16 protein-coding genes are annotated in these 14,340 nt (G+C 28.1%); 12 read left to right on the top strand and 4 right to left on the bottom strand.

Features of this window, described 5'->3' with window-relative positions:
* Position 1 precedes the first annotated feature (1 nt).
* Positions 2-427, top strand: coding sequence for a hypothetical protein (locus tag F1B92_RS08150; RefSeq protein WP_154571351.1), 426 nt, complete (start codon positions 2-4; stop codon positions 425-427).
* A 10-nt stretch (positions 428-437) separates the two neighbouring features.
* On the opposite strand, the gene F1B92_RS08145 is transcribed toward F1B92_RS08150, so the two are convergent.
* On the bottom strand, positions 438-1,142 hold the full coding sequence (locus F1B92_RS08145) for a lipid-binding SYLF domain-containing protein (protein WP_154571350.1): 705 nt from the start codon (positions 1,140-1,142) through the stop codon (positions 438-440).
* Positions 1,143-1,414: 272 nt separating this feature from the next.
* Here F1B92_RS08145 and F1B92_RS08140 point away from each other — a divergent pair, with 272 nt between their 5' ends.
* The 9 genes from F1B92_RS08140 (at position 1,415) to F1B92_RS08100 (ending at position 8,548) form a co-directional block, all read left to right on the top strand.
* On the top strand, positions 1,415-2,035 hold the full coding sequence (locus F1B92_RS08140) for a trimeric intracellular cation channel family protein (RefSeq protein WP_154571349.1): 621 nt from the start codon (positions 1,415-1,417) through the stop codon (positions 2,033-2,035).
* A 19-nt stretch (positions 2,036-2,054) separates the two neighbouring features.
* A complete protein-coding gene (locus tag F1B92_RS08135; protein WP_154571348.1) occupies positions 2,055-3,029 on the top strand; it encodes an SAM-dependent methyltransferase in 975 nt (324 codons plus the stop codon).
* Complete coding sequence (locus F1B92_RS08130) at positions 3,026-3,340, top strand: hypothetical protein (RefSeq protein ID WP_154571347.1); 315 nt, start codon at positions 3,026-3,028, stop codon at positions 3,338-3,340. Before F1B92_RS08135 ends, F1B92_RS08130 begins: the two co-directional genes overlap by 4 nt.
* On the top strand, positions 3,333-3,908 hold the full coding sequence (locus F1B92_RS08125; RefSeq protein WP_154571346.1) for an RsmD family RNA methyltransferase: 576 nt from the start codon (positions 3,333-3,335) through the stop codon (positions 3,906-3,908). The genes F1B92_RS08130 and F1B92_RS08125 overlap by 8 nt, the downstream gene beginning before the upstream one ends.
* On the top strand, positions 3,905-4,672 hold the full coding sequence (locus F1B92_RS08120) for a TIGR02757 family protein (RefSeq protein WP_154571345.1): 768 nt from the start codon (positions 3,905-3,907) through the stop codon (positions 4,670-4,672). Before F1B92_RS08125 ends, F1B92_RS08120 begins: the two co-directional genes overlap by 4 nt.
* A gap of 11 nt (positions 4,673-4,683) precedes the next feature.
* Entirely contained in the window at positions 4,684-5,448 is a 765-nt protein-coding gene (locus F1B92_RS08115) for a TSUP family transporter (RefSeq protein ID WP_154571344.1), read from the top strand.
* A 64-nt stretch (positions 5,449-5,512) separates the two neighbouring features.
* Positions 5,513-6,196, top strand: a complete 684-nt coding sequence (locus F1B92_RS08110) for a F0F1 ATP synthase subunit A (RefSeq protein ID WP_154571343.1) — start codon at positions 5,513-5,515, stop codon at positions 6,194-6,196.
* A 46-nt stretch (positions 6,197-6,242) separates the two neighbouring features.
* The gene (gene gatB / locus F1B92_RS08105; protein ID WP_154571342.1) at positions 6,243-7,664 is read left to right on the top strand and encodes an Asp-tRNA(Asn)/Glu-tRNA(Gln) amidotransferase subunit GatB; all 1,422 of its coding nucleotides are present in this window, start codon (positions 6,243-6,245) and stop codon (positions 7,662-7,664) included.
* On the top strand, positions 7,655-8,548 hold the full coding sequence (locus F1B92_RS08100; protein WP_326833139.1) for an NAD(P)H-dependent glycerol-3-phosphate dehydrogenase: 894 nt from the start codon (positions 7,655-7,657) through the stop codon (positions 8,546-8,548). Before gatB ends, F1B92_RS08100 begins: the two co-directional genes overlap by 10 nt.
* Positions 8,549-8,554: 6 nt before the next feature.
* Here the strand turns inward: F1B92_RS08100 and F1B92_RS08095 are convergent, their stop codons facing one another.
* Positions 8,555-8,920, bottom strand: a complete 366-nt coding sequence (locus F1B92_RS08095; protein ID WP_154571340.1) for a diacylglycerol kinase — start codon at positions 8,918-8,920, stop codon at positions 8,555-8,557.
* Positions 8,917-9,348 (bottom strand): hypothetical protein, encoded by a 432-nt coding sequence (locus F1B92_RS08090; RefSeq protein ID WP_154571339.1) that lies wholly within the window; start codon positions 9,346-9,348, stop codon positions 8,917-8,919. Before F1B92_RS08090 ends, F1B92_RS08095 begins: the two co-directional genes overlap by 4 nt.
* A gap of 108 nt (positions 9,349-9,456) precedes the next feature.
* On the opposite strand from F1B92_RS08090, the gene F1B92_RS08085 reads away from it, so the two are divergent.
* Both F1B92_RS08085 and F1B92_RS08080 read left to right on the top strand, forming a co-directional pair.
* Complete coding sequence (locus F1B92_RS08085) at positions 9,457-10,803, top strand: class II 3-deoxy-7-phosphoheptulonate synthase (RefSeq protein ID WP_154571338.1); 1,347 nt, start codon at positions 9,457-9,459, stop codon at positions 10,801-10,803.
* The gene (locus F1B92_RS08080) at positions 10,800-11,657 is read left to right on the top strand and encodes a fumarylacetoacetate hydrolase family protein (protein WP_154571337.1); all 858 of its coding nucleotides are present in this window, start codon (positions 10,800-10,802) and stop codon (positions 11,655-11,657) included. Before F1B92_RS08085 ends, F1B92_RS08080 begins: the two co-directional genes overlap by 4 nt.
* 591 nt (positions 11,658-12,248) lie before the next feature.
* Here F1B92_RS08080 and F1B92_RS08855 read toward each other — a convergent pair.
* On the bottom strand, positions 12,249-14,340 hold a 2,092-nt coding region (locus F1B92_RS08855), incomplete at its 5' end, for a TonB-dependent receptor domain-containing protein (protein ID WP_195836332.1).

Genomic DNA, 14,340 nt, shown 5'->3' with positions numbered 1-14,340 from the left:
TATGCAAAACGATTTACAATCAATTATAAAAACAATTTTAATATATCCAGATTCATCTTTACTATTAATTAAAGATGAAAATTTTCAGTTTAGAGATGCACTTCTTGAATGTATTGAAAATTGTGATTTTTTGGAAGAAAATATTGATTTTAAGTTTTTAAATCCATCTTTTTTATTTGATATTGTAATTTTGGGTGTTGATGATTTATTTAGAGTAGAAAATCATTGTGAAATTTTAGAAAAAATATATAGAAATCTAAAAAAAGCTGGTAATTTAATAATCGTTTCAAAATATGATGAAAGATATGATTATTATAAGTATGAAGATATATTATTAAATTTAAACTATGTCGCTATAAACGAAGTATTAATAAAGGATAATCATACACTTATTTGTTCTAAAAAAATGCATGGATGGGGTGGATAAAGAGATGTTTTTACATCTCTTTTTTTGCAGCATTTTTATGGTTACAATTTTTACTGCTACCATAATTCAATACATTAGTTAATGTTTCTTTAAATAATTTTATATATTTTGTATCTTTTGGTGAGTTATTTAGTATATCTTCATAGGTATAAATTCTATCATAAAGATCATTTGTAGCTTGATTGTCTATAGTGATTTTTCCTATATCTAATGTGGCTCCAAAATATATTCCAGTTACATCTCCTCGTTTTATAATCCATGATGAAATTTCAGGAATATCGGTTGATACTCCAGCCATTTTGCCATTTATAAAACTTGCACTAGCTCCTATTTCCAAAGTCTCTTTACCTTTGAAAATATCCCTAAATGATTTACTGCTTTGAAATAGTAAAACCACGTCATTTGACTCATATCCAGCTTGCAATCCAATACCAAAGCCCTTATAGGTAAGCATTATAGGGGAACTCCAATTGCCATTTTCATCTTTCATTGAAAAAACGCCAGACCCTTCTTGAGTAGAAACTACTGCTGCACCTCTTCTAACATCTGTTAATATGGCAATTGCTTTTGCATTTTTAATGTATTTGTTAACACTCTTATCTGAACCACAACCAAAAGCATTTACAACATTTGTAGCAGCATATAGTTGTTGATTTTGAAATACATCTGCATTTAAACATACACAAAAAGCCAAAAAGAAAAGTAATTTTTTCATCCTCTATCCTTAAAAAATAAAAATCACGTTATTATAGCAAGAAAATTTTGATTTTATTATAAAAATTTTTATTAATTTATGCATAAAACTATAAATTTATCCGTTTTTTAACTATTTTTTATTAATTTACTATAAAAATTTTGAAATTATAAATCTACTTATGCTGTATTTTTATAATTTCTATAAGAAATTTTATTTTTTTTTATAAAATTTAAACTTAATTTACACACTTTAATAGTAAAATACAGAAAATTTTTAATAAAGTTTTATAAATGACAGCACTATTATTAACAGAATATATCGGTATAGCATCAGCAGCACTTAGTGGGTACTTATATGGAGTCAAAAAAGAGTGTGATTTATTAGGCATTTTTTTGGCTTCTTTTTTAACTGCTCTTGGCGGAGGAATGGTTCGTGATATTTTGGTTGGAAGAGATTTGTATTCATTTACACATTATATGCCAGTTAGTATAGTTTTGTTTGTAATAATTATATCTTGGATTTTTAAAATTCAAACAAAAAGAGAGAGCCTTGATAAAAGTATAGCGTTTGTGATTACAGATGCTATTGATGTTGTGAGTTTTTCTATTGTTGGGGCTATGGTTGCTTTGGATTATGGGTTTAATATTTTTGGAGTTTTGATAATTGCTTTAGCCAATGGTGTTGGAGGCGGAATTCTAAGAGATATTTTATATAATGAAATTCCTTGGTTTATGAAAACAGGATTTTATGGCACAGTTAGTATAGTTGTGGGTTTTATATATTTTTTAATGCATAATATGGGCTTTACATCTATGTTTTGGATAATGGTTTTGTTTATTTTTGGGGTTATTTTTAGAATGATTGCTTATAAGAAAAATTGGCGATTGCCTAAATTTGAAGAGCGTAGTTAAAATTGATTTGGTTTTAAATATGAAGCGTTTTAGTGAATTTTTTGAATCTTGGCTTTTTGAAAATTACTATAAAAATGGAGTAAGAATAGGCAAAAGTGGGGATTTTTTTACATCTGTTAGTGTTGGGTCATTTTTTGGAATTTGTATAGCTAAAAAAATTTTGAGTTTAAATTTAGAAAAAGGTACGAAAATTATCGAAATAGGTTCTAATGATGGATATTTGATTTGTGATATAATCCAAGGAATTTTTACATTTGATAAAGATAGATTAAATGATTTTGAATTTTGCGTGGTTGAGCCATTTGAGGTGCTTAGAAAAATTCAAAAAAATAAATTTTATGAGCGTTTTGGAAATGAAATTAATATAAAACACTATAAAAGTTTAGATGAAATTAGTGAAGAAAGTATATTTTTTATTTCTAATGAAATTTTTGATTGTCTTAAGCCTGAAATTATAAATGGCGATAAAATGCTTTTTATGGAAAATTTTCAACCTAAATTTGATAAAATTTTGCCAGAAGTTTTAAAATTATCTAAAAAATACGGCGTAAAAAAAGGCGAAATTCCTTTAGGTTTAAATGAATTTATTTCTAAAATTTATAAAAGTTCTAAGAAATTTTATTTCTTAACTTTTGATTATGGATTTGAAAATAGTTGTAATGATTTTACTATTAGAATTTTTAAAAATCACAACGTTTATAGTTTTTTTGAAATCGATAAAATGGCTGATTTTTACGGTGTTAGTGATATTACTTATAGCGTAAATTTTGGTATTTTAAGAGATGAATTTTTAAGCTTTGAAGGTGTAAAAATGGATAAATTTATGAAGCAAAATAGAGCAATTTTAGAATTTGGCGGGAGTGAAATTTTGGAAATGTTTTTAAAATTTAGTGATAAAAATGGCTATAAAAATGCTTTAATGCAGTTTAAGAGGCTGGTTTTTGAATTAGGCGAGAAATTTTATATGATTAGTTTTACAAAAGGATATTTATGAAAATTGAGTGTGATTGTATTTTGTTACAAAAGACTTTAGAACTTTTTTTAGAAGATTTTGACGATAAAAAAGATATTATTATAAGTGATGATATGACTAGAAAAGGCGTTTTTTTTATAGGGGAGAATTCGCCTTATTTAAATTTACCTTTTACAAAAGACGAGCTTATAATTGCTTTAGAAAAATTTGATTTTGCAGATTTAAATTCTTTTGAAGATATTAAAAAAACAGCATTAGAAGATAAAATTTCAAATATTTTTGATGAGTTTAAATTTAAGATTTTAAAAACGATAAGAGAGCATTATGAGTAGTTTTTATACTAAGATAAATAGCGGATTTTTAAAAGGTAAAATTTTAAAATTGCCAAGTTTAAATTTAACCAGAAGCACAAAAAATATAGTAAAAGGTTCATTTTTTAACTCTTTTAGATTTGATTTAAAAGATAGGGTATTTATTGAGATGTTTGGTGGAAGCGGTTCTATGGCAGCAGAAGCTGTTAGTAACTTCGCAAAAATTGGCATTGCAATTGAAAAAGATAGATCGGCTTTTAATGTTTTAAATGAAAATTTTATAAATTTAAAGCAAAATTTAAAAGCTTATAATGGGGATGCTTTTGAGTTGATGAATGAAATTTTAATGCAAATAGATGATGAGATTATTTTATATATAGATCCGCCTTTTAATATAAGGGAAGGATTTTTAGATGTTTATGAAAAAGTTGCAAATTTTATACAAAATTTAAGTGCTAAAAATATATTTTTAATAGCAATCGAACATAATAGCGAAATCAAATTTGATGAAAAAATTTCAAAATTTAAGAAGATTAAAACAAAAAAATTTGGCTCAACGAGTTTAAGTTATTATAAGATTGAGTTATGAATTTAAAAGCTTTTCTTGATAATCAAGTAAATTTAAAAAATTCAAATCAAAATCTCTTTAACGCACAAGATCCGCTTTGGATAGCTACTAAATTTAAAGAGCCAAATATAGCTTTGATTTGTGCTTTATTTGGATATGGAAATGCTAAACTTATAGTTAAATTTTTAGAGTCTTTAAATTTTAGCCTTTTAGATGAGAGAGAAGAGGAGATTAAAAAATTTTATAAAAATCACAAATATAGATTTCAAAACTCAGACGATATTACACAAATTTTCATAACCATAAAACGTCTAAGAAATGATTTAGATATTGAAGAAGTTTTTAAAAAAGGCTATAAAAAAAGATATTTGATGATAGATGCGATTAAGACCTTTATAGATCAAATTTATATGTTGAATTCCTACACAAGTATGGGTTATAAATTTTTCTTTGGAAAGAGTTTTGATAAAAAACCAATTTCACCATATAAAAGATATAATATGTTTTTAAGATGGATGATAAGAGATAGTGATATTGATTTAGGGCTTTTTAAGGGATTTGATAAAAAAGATCTTCTTATTCCACTTGATGTACATACTCATAGAGTTTCATTAAATTTAGGGCTTATAAGTAGAAAAAGTTATGATTTTGAGGCTGTAAATTTACTTACTCATAAACTTAGAGAATTTGATAAAAAAGATCCAATTAAATATGATTTTGCTTTATATAGACTTGGTCAAAGTGGCGAAATAAATGAAATTTTAAATAATATTAATAATTTTTAAATGGAGAGATGATGGAATTTGAAATTTGGCAGATTGGAATTTTGATTGTGGCTGCTTTTTTGGGCGGTTTTATAGATGCTATAGCTGGAGGAGGTGGTCTTATTTGTCTTCCTGCACTTATGGCTGTAGGAATTCCTGTTCATGTGGCTTTAGCTACAAACAAATTACAAGGAAGTTTTGGCACATTTGCATCTACTATAACTTTTACAAAAAAAGGCTATATAAATTTTAAAGATATATATTTAGGCATTATTTTTACATTTTTAGGGACTGTTTTGGGTGTTGGGCTAGTGCTTTTTATAAATGATAAATTTTTAAAATTTATAATTCCATTTTTACTTATAGGTATAGTTTTTTATACGATATTTTCTCCAAATTTAGGCGAAATACAAAAAGAAGCAAAAATGAATAAAAACACATTTTTTGTCATATTTGGTTTTGTTTTGGGATTTTATGATGGTTTTTTTGGACCTGGAACAGGGAGTTTTTGGACTTTTTCTTTGATGGGAATTTTAGGATATACGATGAAAAATGCAGTTGCAAATACAAAAGTTTTAAATTTTACTTCAAATATTGCAGCTTTGATTGTATTTACTTTTGCAGGCGAAATATTGTGGAAAATTGGAATTTTAATGGGTATAGCTCAGATGTTAGGTAGTTATATAGGTTCAAATTTAGTTATTAAAAAGGATGTTAAATTTATAAAAACTCTTTTTTTAGCGATGGTTGTAGTTACGATTTTAAAAATATTTTTAGATATTTTCAAAAATAGTTAAAATTTAAATAAAATTTAACCATAATTATTGTAAAATAACGGCTATTTTAGATTTAAGGGTAAATATGTTAAAGGATATATTTTTATTTGCTGGAAGTGCGATTAGCTATAATCACACTTTTATTTATGTTTTTCATTTTCTTTTAGTTGTTGCTATTATTGTGCTTTTAGCTCAAGCTGCTACTAAATCTATGCAACTTGTTCCTCATGGGGTTCAAAACATATTTGAAGCTTATTTAAATGGCGTTTTATCTATTGGAAAGGATGCTATGGGAAGTTATGATTTGGCTAGAAAATATCTACCGCTAATTGCTACTTTAGGGTTGATTGTGTTTCTCTCAAACATAATTGGTATGGTGCCTGGTTTTGAGTCTCCAACTGCAAATTTAAATTTAACTCTTGCTTTAACAATTTGTGTTTTTGTTTATTATCACTATCAAGGTATTAAGAAAAATGGCTTTTTAGGATATATGAAGCACTTTGCTGGACCGATAAAAGTTATGGCACCTTTTATGTTTGTAATTGAGATTGTATCTCATCTTTCTAGAATTGTATCTTTATCATTTCGTCTTTTTGGAAATATAAAGGGTGATGATTTATTCTTGCTTGTTATGCTAACTTTAGCACCTTGGTTTGTGCCGATGGTTCCTTATGCACTTTTAACATTTATGGCTATTTTGCAGACTTTTATTTTTATGGTTTTAAGTTATGTTTATTTGGCTGGTGCAGTAGCTGTTGATGAACATTAAAATTATAATTTAGACAGATTTTATATTTTAAGTAAGGAAATTTGCGATGTTTGAAGTGGTTATTGGTTTAGAGGTTCATTGTCAGTTAAATACTAAAACAAAAATTTTTTGCTCTTGTCCAACAAGTTTTGGTCATGAGCCAAATACTCATGTTTGTCCAGTTTGTTTGGCCTTGCCCGGAGCTTTACCTGTGTTAAATAAAGAAGCAGTTAAAAAAGCAATTAGTTTTGGAGTAGCTGTTAATGCTAAAATAAATCAAAATTCAGTTTTTGATAGAAAAAATTATTTCTATCCAGATTTACCAAAAGCATATCAAATTTCTCAGTTTAATGTCCCTATTGTTGAAAATGGAGAGCTTTTTATAAATGTTGGTGATGAAATTAGGAGAATTGGTATTACAAGAGCACATCTAGAAGAGGATGCTGGTAAAAATAATCACGAAGATGATAGAAGCTTGGTTGATTTAAATAGAGCAGGAACACCGCTTTTAGAAATTGTTAGCGAACCAGATATTAGAAGTAGCGATGAAGCAGTTGCTTATCTTAAAAAACTTCACTCAATTTTGAGATTTATTAACATAAGTGATGCAAATATGCAAGAGGGAAGCTTTAGGTGTGATGTAAATGTTAGCATTCGCCCAAGAGGAGATAAAAAGCTTTATACAAGAGTTGAAATAAAAAATTTAAATTCTTTTAAATTTATACAAAAAGCTATAGAATACGAGGTTGGTCGCCAAATAGAGGCTTGGGAAGATGGTAGTTATAATACTCAAGTTATTCAAGAAACAAGGCTTTTTGATACCGTAAAATTAATTACAAAATCAATGAGAAGCAAAGAAGATAGTGCAGAGTATAGATACTTTCCAGATCCTGATTTATTGCCTGTTTATATAGATGATGAGATAATGAAAGAGGCTGTACAAATACCAGAACTGCCAGATGATAAAAAAGCTAGATATATAAATGAGCTTGGTATTAAGCAAAGTGATGCAGAAGTTATAGTATCTAGTTATGAAATGGCTAAGTATTTTGAGGATTTAATTTCGAAAAACCATGAACCAAAACTTTGTGTTACTTGGCTAACCGTGGAGCTTTTAGGGAGACTAAAAAATGGTGTAACTATTGAAGAAAGCCCAGTAAATAGTTCTGTAATGAGTGAAATTTTAACCAGAATAGAAGATGGAACTATATCTCAAAAAGCAGCTAAAGAAGTGCTTGATTTTTTAATGCAAAATCAAATTAGTGTTGATGAAGTGATAGAAAAATTAGGCTTAAAACAAGTAAGCGATGATAGTGCTATTTTGGTTGTTATAGATGAAATTTTAGCTTCAAATCAAGATAAAGTTAATGAATATAAAAATGGCAAGGATAAGCTTTTTGGTTTTTTTGTAGGTCAAACGATGAAGGCTGGCAAAGGTGCTTTTAATCCTTCAAAAGTAAATGATTTATTGAAAATAAAATTGCAATGATATCAATTATAGGTGCTGGCAAGTGGGGTTGTGCTTTATATAGTGCTTTTAATAAAAACAATAAATGTTTAATAACCTCAAGAACTGCTAGGAATTTAGAAAATTTTGTAGATTTAAAAGAGGCGATAAAAAGCGAGTATTTAGTATTTTCTTTATCTACTCAAATTTCTTATTCTTGGCTTAAAAATAATTTTTCTAACAACAATCAAAAAATTTTAGTGGCTTCAAAAGGAATTGATTTTAGTAGTGGTAAATTTTTACATGAAATTTTTGGCGAGTTTATAAGTGATGAAAATTTAGCCTTCTTATCTGGTCCATCTTTTGCTAGTGAAGTTATAAAATCTCTTCCTTGTGCTGTTGTGATTAGCTCATTGAATTTAAATTTAGCTAAAGAGTTTGTTTCTTTTTTTCCAGATTTTATGAAAGCCTATACTAGTAGTGATGTTATAGGGGCTGAAATTTGCGGAGCTTATAAAAATGTAATAGCCATAGCTAGCGGAATTTGTGAGGGTTTAAATTTAGGAAACAATGCAAGAGCAAGTTTAATGGCTAGGGGTCTTGTTGAAATGAAGAGATTTGGTAATGTTTTTGGTGGTTTGGATGAAACATTTCTTGGTCTTAGTGGAGCAGGGGATCTATTTTTGACTGCTTCTAGCACTCTTTCGAGAAATTTTAGAGTTGGTCTTGGTTTGGCAAGTGGTAAAAAAATAGATGACATTATGGCTGAGATTGGCGAAGTGGCAGAAGGAGTGATAACTTCAAAAGCTATAATAAAAATAGCAAAACAAAGAGAAATTTATACGCCAATAGCAAATGAAGTGGCTTTAATTATAGATGGTAAAAATCCTAAAATTAGTTTAAATGATTTATTAAAACAAAAATAATTTCAACTAAAAGTATTGTTTGAAATTATAAAACAATATCACACACCACACAATTATTGCTAAATTTATACTAAGAAATACAATAGCACTTGCTATATCTTTTGCTATTTTTGCTAAGATTTGGTAATCACTTGTTATTAAATCCACAACGTTTTCTATAGCGGTATTTATGAGTTCACTTATTAAAATAAGAATTAACACGATAAACATTATCAACTTTTCTAAAATAGAAATTTCTAAAAATATTAAAATTATCGATAGCACGCAAACACAAACAAGCTCTATTTTAAAAGACATTTCATTTTTGACTGCTTGCTTTAATCCTTGTAAAGCGTAGTTGGCATTTTTAAAAAAACTATATTTTGGCTTCATTTTAAATCTTTATAGCTATTTTGTAATTTAATTCTAATTTCATCGTTTTTCTCTTGCCCATTTTTAATGTAATCATCTATAATTTTATCAAATTTAGATAAAAATGCAAATAAACGCTCTTCCCAAGATTTTGAGCTCTTATTTCCGTTACTCATATTTTGTAAAAATACTAACTCTTTTTGCAAAATGCTTAGTTTTTCCAATACTTCATCTTTGGATAAATTATCTTTTAACTCTATATTTTCAAGCTTTATATCTTTATAAATTTCTTCTATAGTGTCGCTTATGATATCGCAAAATTTTATGTATTTATCGATACTGACTTGACTCTCTTTATCGTCTATATTTTGTGTGATTTTTTGAATTTGTATATAAATAATAATTCCAATTACAAGTGCTACAACAAACATAATTTCAATATTAAACATAAATTTTCCTAAAATAAATTAACTGTAATTTTACAATTTTTTGTTTAACCAAAGCTTATATTTATTTTGATTTGATAAAATGACCAAAAATTTAGAAAAAGGAAAAAAATGTCTTGGAATAGAGATAGTTGGAGAAATTTTAATATCAAACAGCAGCCTGTTTATTTAAATTTAGAAGAGTTAAAATCTGTTGAAGAAAATTTATCAACCCTTCCGCCACTTGTATTTGCGGGCGAAATAAGAAGCTTAAAAAAAGAGTTAGCAAAAGCGACAATGGGAGAGAGTTTTTTGCTTCAAGGCGGCGATTGTGCAGAGAGTTTTTTAAAATACAATGCAAATAGCATTAAAAATATGTTTAAAGTAATATTACAAATGGCTGTAATTTTGACTTTTGCAGGAAGTTTTCCGATTGTAAAAGTAGGGCGAATCGCAGGGCAATTTGCAAAACCTAGAAGTAGTGATTTTGAAGAAAAAGATGGTAAAAAACTTCCAAGCTATAGAGGTGATATTATAAATGATTTTAATTTTGATGCAAACTCAAGAATTCCTGATCCAAATAGAATGTTAAAAGCGTATTTTCAAAGCGCTACAACTTTAAATTTATTAAGAGCTTTTTCAAGAGGAGGTTATGCAAATTTGCATGAAATTCATAGATGGAATTTAGGATTTGTGCAAAGAACTGATTTGGATGAAAAATTTAATAAACTTACAAACGAAATCACAAAAGCTTTAGATTTTATGAGTGCTTGCGGAATTGATATAAAAAATACACCAGTTATAAATGAAACAAAGCTCTACACATCTCACGAAGCACTTCTTTTGCCTTATGAAGAAGCTTTAACTAGAGTTGATAGTTTAACGGGCGATTGGTATGATTGTTCAGCTCATATGCTTTGGATAGGAGAAAGAACTAGAGAGATAAATGATGCTCATGTGCATTTTTTAAGTGGAGTTAAAAATCCAATCGGTGTAAAAGTAGGGCCGAATGTAACATCTAGTGAAATTTTAGAGCTTTGTGATAGATTAAACCCTGAAAATGAAGCTGGAAGATTAAATTTGATAGTAAGAATGGGTTGTGAAAAAATTAAGCAAAATTTTCCTAAAATTTTAAAAGAGGTAAAAAAAGAAGGTAGAAATATTTTATGGAGTAGTGATCCGATGCATGGAAATACCGTGAAAGCTTCAAATGATTACAAAACTAGAGAATTTGATAAAATTTTAGAAGAGGTTAGGAATTTTTTTGAAATTCATAAAAGCGAAGGCACACATCCTGGTGGAATTCATCTTGAAATGAGTGGCGAGAATGTTACAGAATGTACTGGTGGAGCTTTTAACGTTACAGAAGAGACTTTAGCTAAGAGGTATGAAACTCAGTGCGATCCAAGGCTAAATGCTGATCAAGCCGTTGAGTTAGCGTTTTTAGTGGCTAATTTACTAAAGGATTTAAAAAAATGAAATTTATAACTTTTGAGTATCAAGATACTTTAAAATTTGGGCTTTTATTTGATGATAGAATTTTAAGTATAGATGAATTTAGGAACTTAAATGATTTTATTATAAATCATACATCAAAAGATATGGAGAATTTATCTAAATTTGGTAAAAATAGTGCAAATTTAAATCTATCTGATGTAAAAATCAAAGCTCCGATAATAACCCCAAATCAAGATGTGATTTGTCTAGGTATCAACTACATAGAGCATGCAAAAGAATCATATAGATACAAAAAAATTCAATTTAATGGTACTAGAAATGAAGCTGTTTATTTTTCAAAACGTGTAAATGAAGCTGTTGGAAGTGGCGAATTTGTGCTAAGTCATAGCGATATCACTGAAAAACTTGATTATGAAGTAGAGCTTGCTTTGATTATAAAAAAAGATGCCAAAAATGTTGGTTTTGAAAATGCTAAAGATTATATTTTTGGATACACTATTTTTAATGATTTTTCAGCAAGAGATTTACAAAATCGCCATAAACAGTGGTATTTTGGTAAAAGTTTAGATGGATTTTGTGCAATGGGGCCTTTTGTAGCTACAGCAGATGAGATTGATTCTAAAAATTTAGATATAAAAAGCTTTGTAAATGGCGAACTTAGGCAAAATTCAAATACCTCTAAAATGATATTTAATGAAAATTACGTGATATCAGAACTTAGTCAGGCGATGACTCTAAAAGCTGGAACGATTATAGCTTTAGGAACTCCAAGTGGCGTAGGGATGGGTTTTGAACCACCTAAATTTTTAAAAAGTAAAGATGAAGTCGTTTGTGAAATAGATGGACTTGGCAGGCTTGTAAATATAATTAAATAGGATTTTATGAATATCGTGCTATTTTTAGTTGAGTTAAAATATTGATTGAAATTTTTATTAGATTTAGGATATTATTAAATTTAAAATAAATAAAGACTAAAATTTTAGTTAAATTTAAATCAGAAGATAAATTTAACTATCTTTAGTTGGATTAAAGTATTATTTTAAATTTTTGATTAAATTTGTAGTTTTTGTAAAATTTGTATTATTTTTTAATTTAAATTTATTAGGTTTAAATTTAAAACTCATATTTAAAGCTAACTAAAGCAGTTCTATCTCTTGCATAGTTGCTAAGTTCTGGTAAAAAATCGCCAAGACCTGAGTCAAATTTAAACTGGTTCGCTTAATTAATTTTATTAAATAACATTTGATATCTAAAAATATAATTTAAATTTAAAACAAATTTGGATATTGATTGAAATTTTTGTTAAATTTAGTTTTGTATTTGGTTGAAATTTAAAATCAAAAGATTTTAGAAGTTAAAAACAAAATTTAGCTATTTAAAATTTAAAACAAATTTGATTAAATTTAGAGCAATATCTTTAAAAAATTAAGATTAATAGATAAAGACTAAGTCTTTATCTATATAATTTAAAACTCATAACTAAAGCTAACTAAAGCAGTTCTTCCTCTTGCATAGTTGCTTGTTAGGTATTGATAGTCATCACTCACACCCATTTCAAAGTAAAATTGACTTGCTGAGTCGTTATTTGCGTCAAGTGGATTTATATAGGCTTTATCAAAAATGTTTTGAATTTCAGCTTTTATGATGAAATTTTCAGTTGGTTTATATATAGTATAGAAGTCAAATATAAAGCCTTGACTTTCTAAATCCCCATCTTTTTTAATATAACCACAACTATCATTTCCGTGTCCATGACTATGAAGTTTTTTACTAACTCCAGGGCATGCTACGCTTTCAATTTTTAGTGTTGTGATCTTACTTTTGCCGTAGTATTTTGCTTTAGCTCCTATAGTTAGCTTTTTATCAAACATTCTAGTCCCTATATCAATGCTAGCGTAATCTTTTGGCAGCATTGTGAGTTTTGTCAAGCCGTATCCTTGAAACCATTTACCTCTATTGCTCACACTATTTACATTAGGGCTTGCATCGGTGAAATTTAGAGGTTGATCCGTATTTTGGCGAGCATATGCTAAATTCATATAAGCAATTCCGATATCATAGCCAAGCTCAAGCTCAAGACCTTTGATTTTTACATCTTTATGGTAGTTGTTGTGTTTGATGTAAAAAGGCTCTCGTGTTTCATCTTTCTTTCTTTGCTTTTTGTTGTATATGTAGTTTCTTATTTTGGTTTTATATGCTAAGAGTTTAAATCTAAATTTATCATCGTCGCTAAAAAGACCGTCGCTAAACGAGTTGAAGCCTATTTGCCAAGTTTTTGCCATCTCTGGTTTTAGATTGTTGTTTACACCTGTAGCACCAAATTCACTAAAAAACATCTCTTTTATATTTGGTGCACGGTGAGTTTTAGAGTGATTTATAAAAGGCATAAACATATCATGCACATAAGCTGAGAGTGAAAAAGAGTAGTTTAAAAATCTATCATTTCCATAGTCAAAACTTCTATAATGTGCATTGTCTAATGGTCTGCATTCGTAATCATAGTCTTCCCCGCTTTCAAAGTATTTATCTTTTATATGTTTAAATTTGCTATTAATGCAAAAATCATCTCCATATAATTTTTCAAATGGTCCTTCTGGATATCTCAATTTATCTAACCTATCATATCTCTCTCCCTCATATTGATATTTAGTCCAATTAAAATTAGAAGTAAGGGTAAAAATGCTGTAGTTTATGCTATTGTCTATATAGATTGAGTTAAATTTTTGATCGCCTTCAGGATATAGTGTATTTGCCTCATATCCTTCTTTATAGCATTCAAGTCCGCTACAATCATCATTTTTCTGACCTATAAAACTAATCTCAGTTGGATGGCGAGATTTTTTATAGCTATTTTTTAAGATATTAAAGCCAATTTTTGTTTCTATAAAACCATTTGGTATTTGATTTTTAAAGGAGTTGCTAAGATCAAAGAATTTACTATTATTTATTGTTTTTAAATCATCGTTTAAAGCTAGACTTGTAAATTTAGCTCCTTTTTGATAATCTTGTGTGCCTTTATTTTGAGCGTATATTAAATTTATGTCGATATTATCACGATTTGGGTCTTTTAGGTTGTAGTTTAGTTGATATGTGTTTTGACTTAGTTTTCTACCGATAAAGCCTGTTTTATAGTTTCTAAACTGTAAGGCTAAGGTGTTATAATCGTCTCCGTATTCTATCTTTGCTATATGACTTTGTGGTTTTTGTTTTAAATCTTCAGGCGTGTATGGTATAAAAAGCTTTACATCTTCATCGTCTTCATCGTAATCTTCTAGATAAGATATTCCATTAGATCTACCGTTTGTTATTTTTAAAGAACCTTTTTTATCTATACTGCCTTTCCCCCCCCCAACTTCATATTTTTGAGATACTTTTTTGGTTGAGTAGCCATATAATGCACCAATATAAGCTGAATCGCCAAATTTAAATTTAACCCCACCAATAGCACTTTTATTTTGACCGATGTTGTTTGAGCCATCACTAAAATTTAGTCTTAAACCAGCTATATTACCATCTTTTACTATATCATTTATGCTAAGAGTTCTAAAATTTGCTGAA

Source organism: Campylobacter portucalensis, assembly GCF_009690845.1.
In the GTDB taxonomy this organism is placed as follows: Bacteria; Campylobacterota; Campylobacteria; order Campylobacterales; family Campylobacteraceae; genus Campylobacter_B; species Campylobacter_B portucalensis.
Note: the sequence above shows the minus strand (reverse complement) of the source record. Positions and strands in the feature narration are given on the sequence as shown.

Excerpts from the sequence above, each read along its gene's own strand:
- F1B92_RS08150 (WP_154571351.1), top strand. The coding sequence starts at position 2 with ATGCAAAACGATTTACAATCAATTATAAAAACAATTTTAATATATCCA.
- F1B92_RS08145 (WP_154571350.1), bottom strand. The coding sequence starts at position 1,142 with ATGAAAAAATTACTTTTCTTTTTGGCTTTTTGTGTATGTTTAAATGCA.
- F1B92_RS08140 (WP_154571349.1), top strand. The coding sequence starts at position 1,415 with ATGACAGCACTATTATTAACAGAATATATCGGTATAGCATCAGCAGCA.
- F1B92_RS08135 (WP_154571348.1), top strand. The coding sequence starts at position 2,055 with ATGAAGCGTTTTAGTGAATTTTTTGAATCTTGGCTTTTTGAAAATTAC.
- F1B92_RS08130 (WP_154571347.1), top strand. The coding sequence starts at position 3,026 with ATGAAAATTGAGTGTGATTGTATTTTGTTACAAAAGACTTTAGAACTT.
- F1B92_RS08125 (WP_154571346.1), top strand. The coding sequence starts at position 3,333 with ATGAGTAGTTTTTATACTAAGATAAATAGCGGATTTTTAAAAGGTAAA.
- F1B92_RS08120 (WP_154571345.1), top strand. The coding sequence starts at position 3,905 with ATGAATTTAAAAGCTTTTCTTGATAATCAAGTAAATTTAAAAAATTCA.
- F1B92_RS08115 (WP_154571344.1), top strand. The coding sequence starts at position 4,684 with ATGGAATTTGAAATTTGGCAGATTGGAATTTTGATTGTGGCTGCTTTT.
- F1B92_RS08110 (WP_154571343.1), top strand. The coding sequence starts at position 5,513 with ATGTTAAAGGATATATTTTTATTTGCTGGAAGTGCGATTAGCTATAAT.
- gatB (WP_154571342.1), top strand. The coding sequence starts at position 6,243 with ATGTTTGAAGTGGTTATTGGTTTAGAGGTTCATTGTCAGTTAAATACT.
- F1B92_RS08095 (WP_154571340.1), bottom strand. The coding sequence starts at position 8,920 with ATGAAGCCAAAATATAGTTTTTTTAAAAATGCCAACTACGCTTTACAA.
- F1B92_RS08090 (WP_154571339.1), bottom strand. The coding sequence starts at position 9,348 with ATGTTTAATATTGAAATTATGTTTGTTGTAGCACTTGTAATTGGAATT.
- F1B92_RS08085 (WP_154571338.1), top strand. The coding sequence starts at position 9,457 with ATGTCTTGGAATAGAGATAGTTGGAGAAATTTTAATATCAAACAGCAG.
- F1B92_RS08080 (WP_154571337.1), top strand. The coding sequence starts at position 10,800 with ATGAAATTTATAACTTTTGAGTATCAAGATACTTTAAAATTTGGGCTT.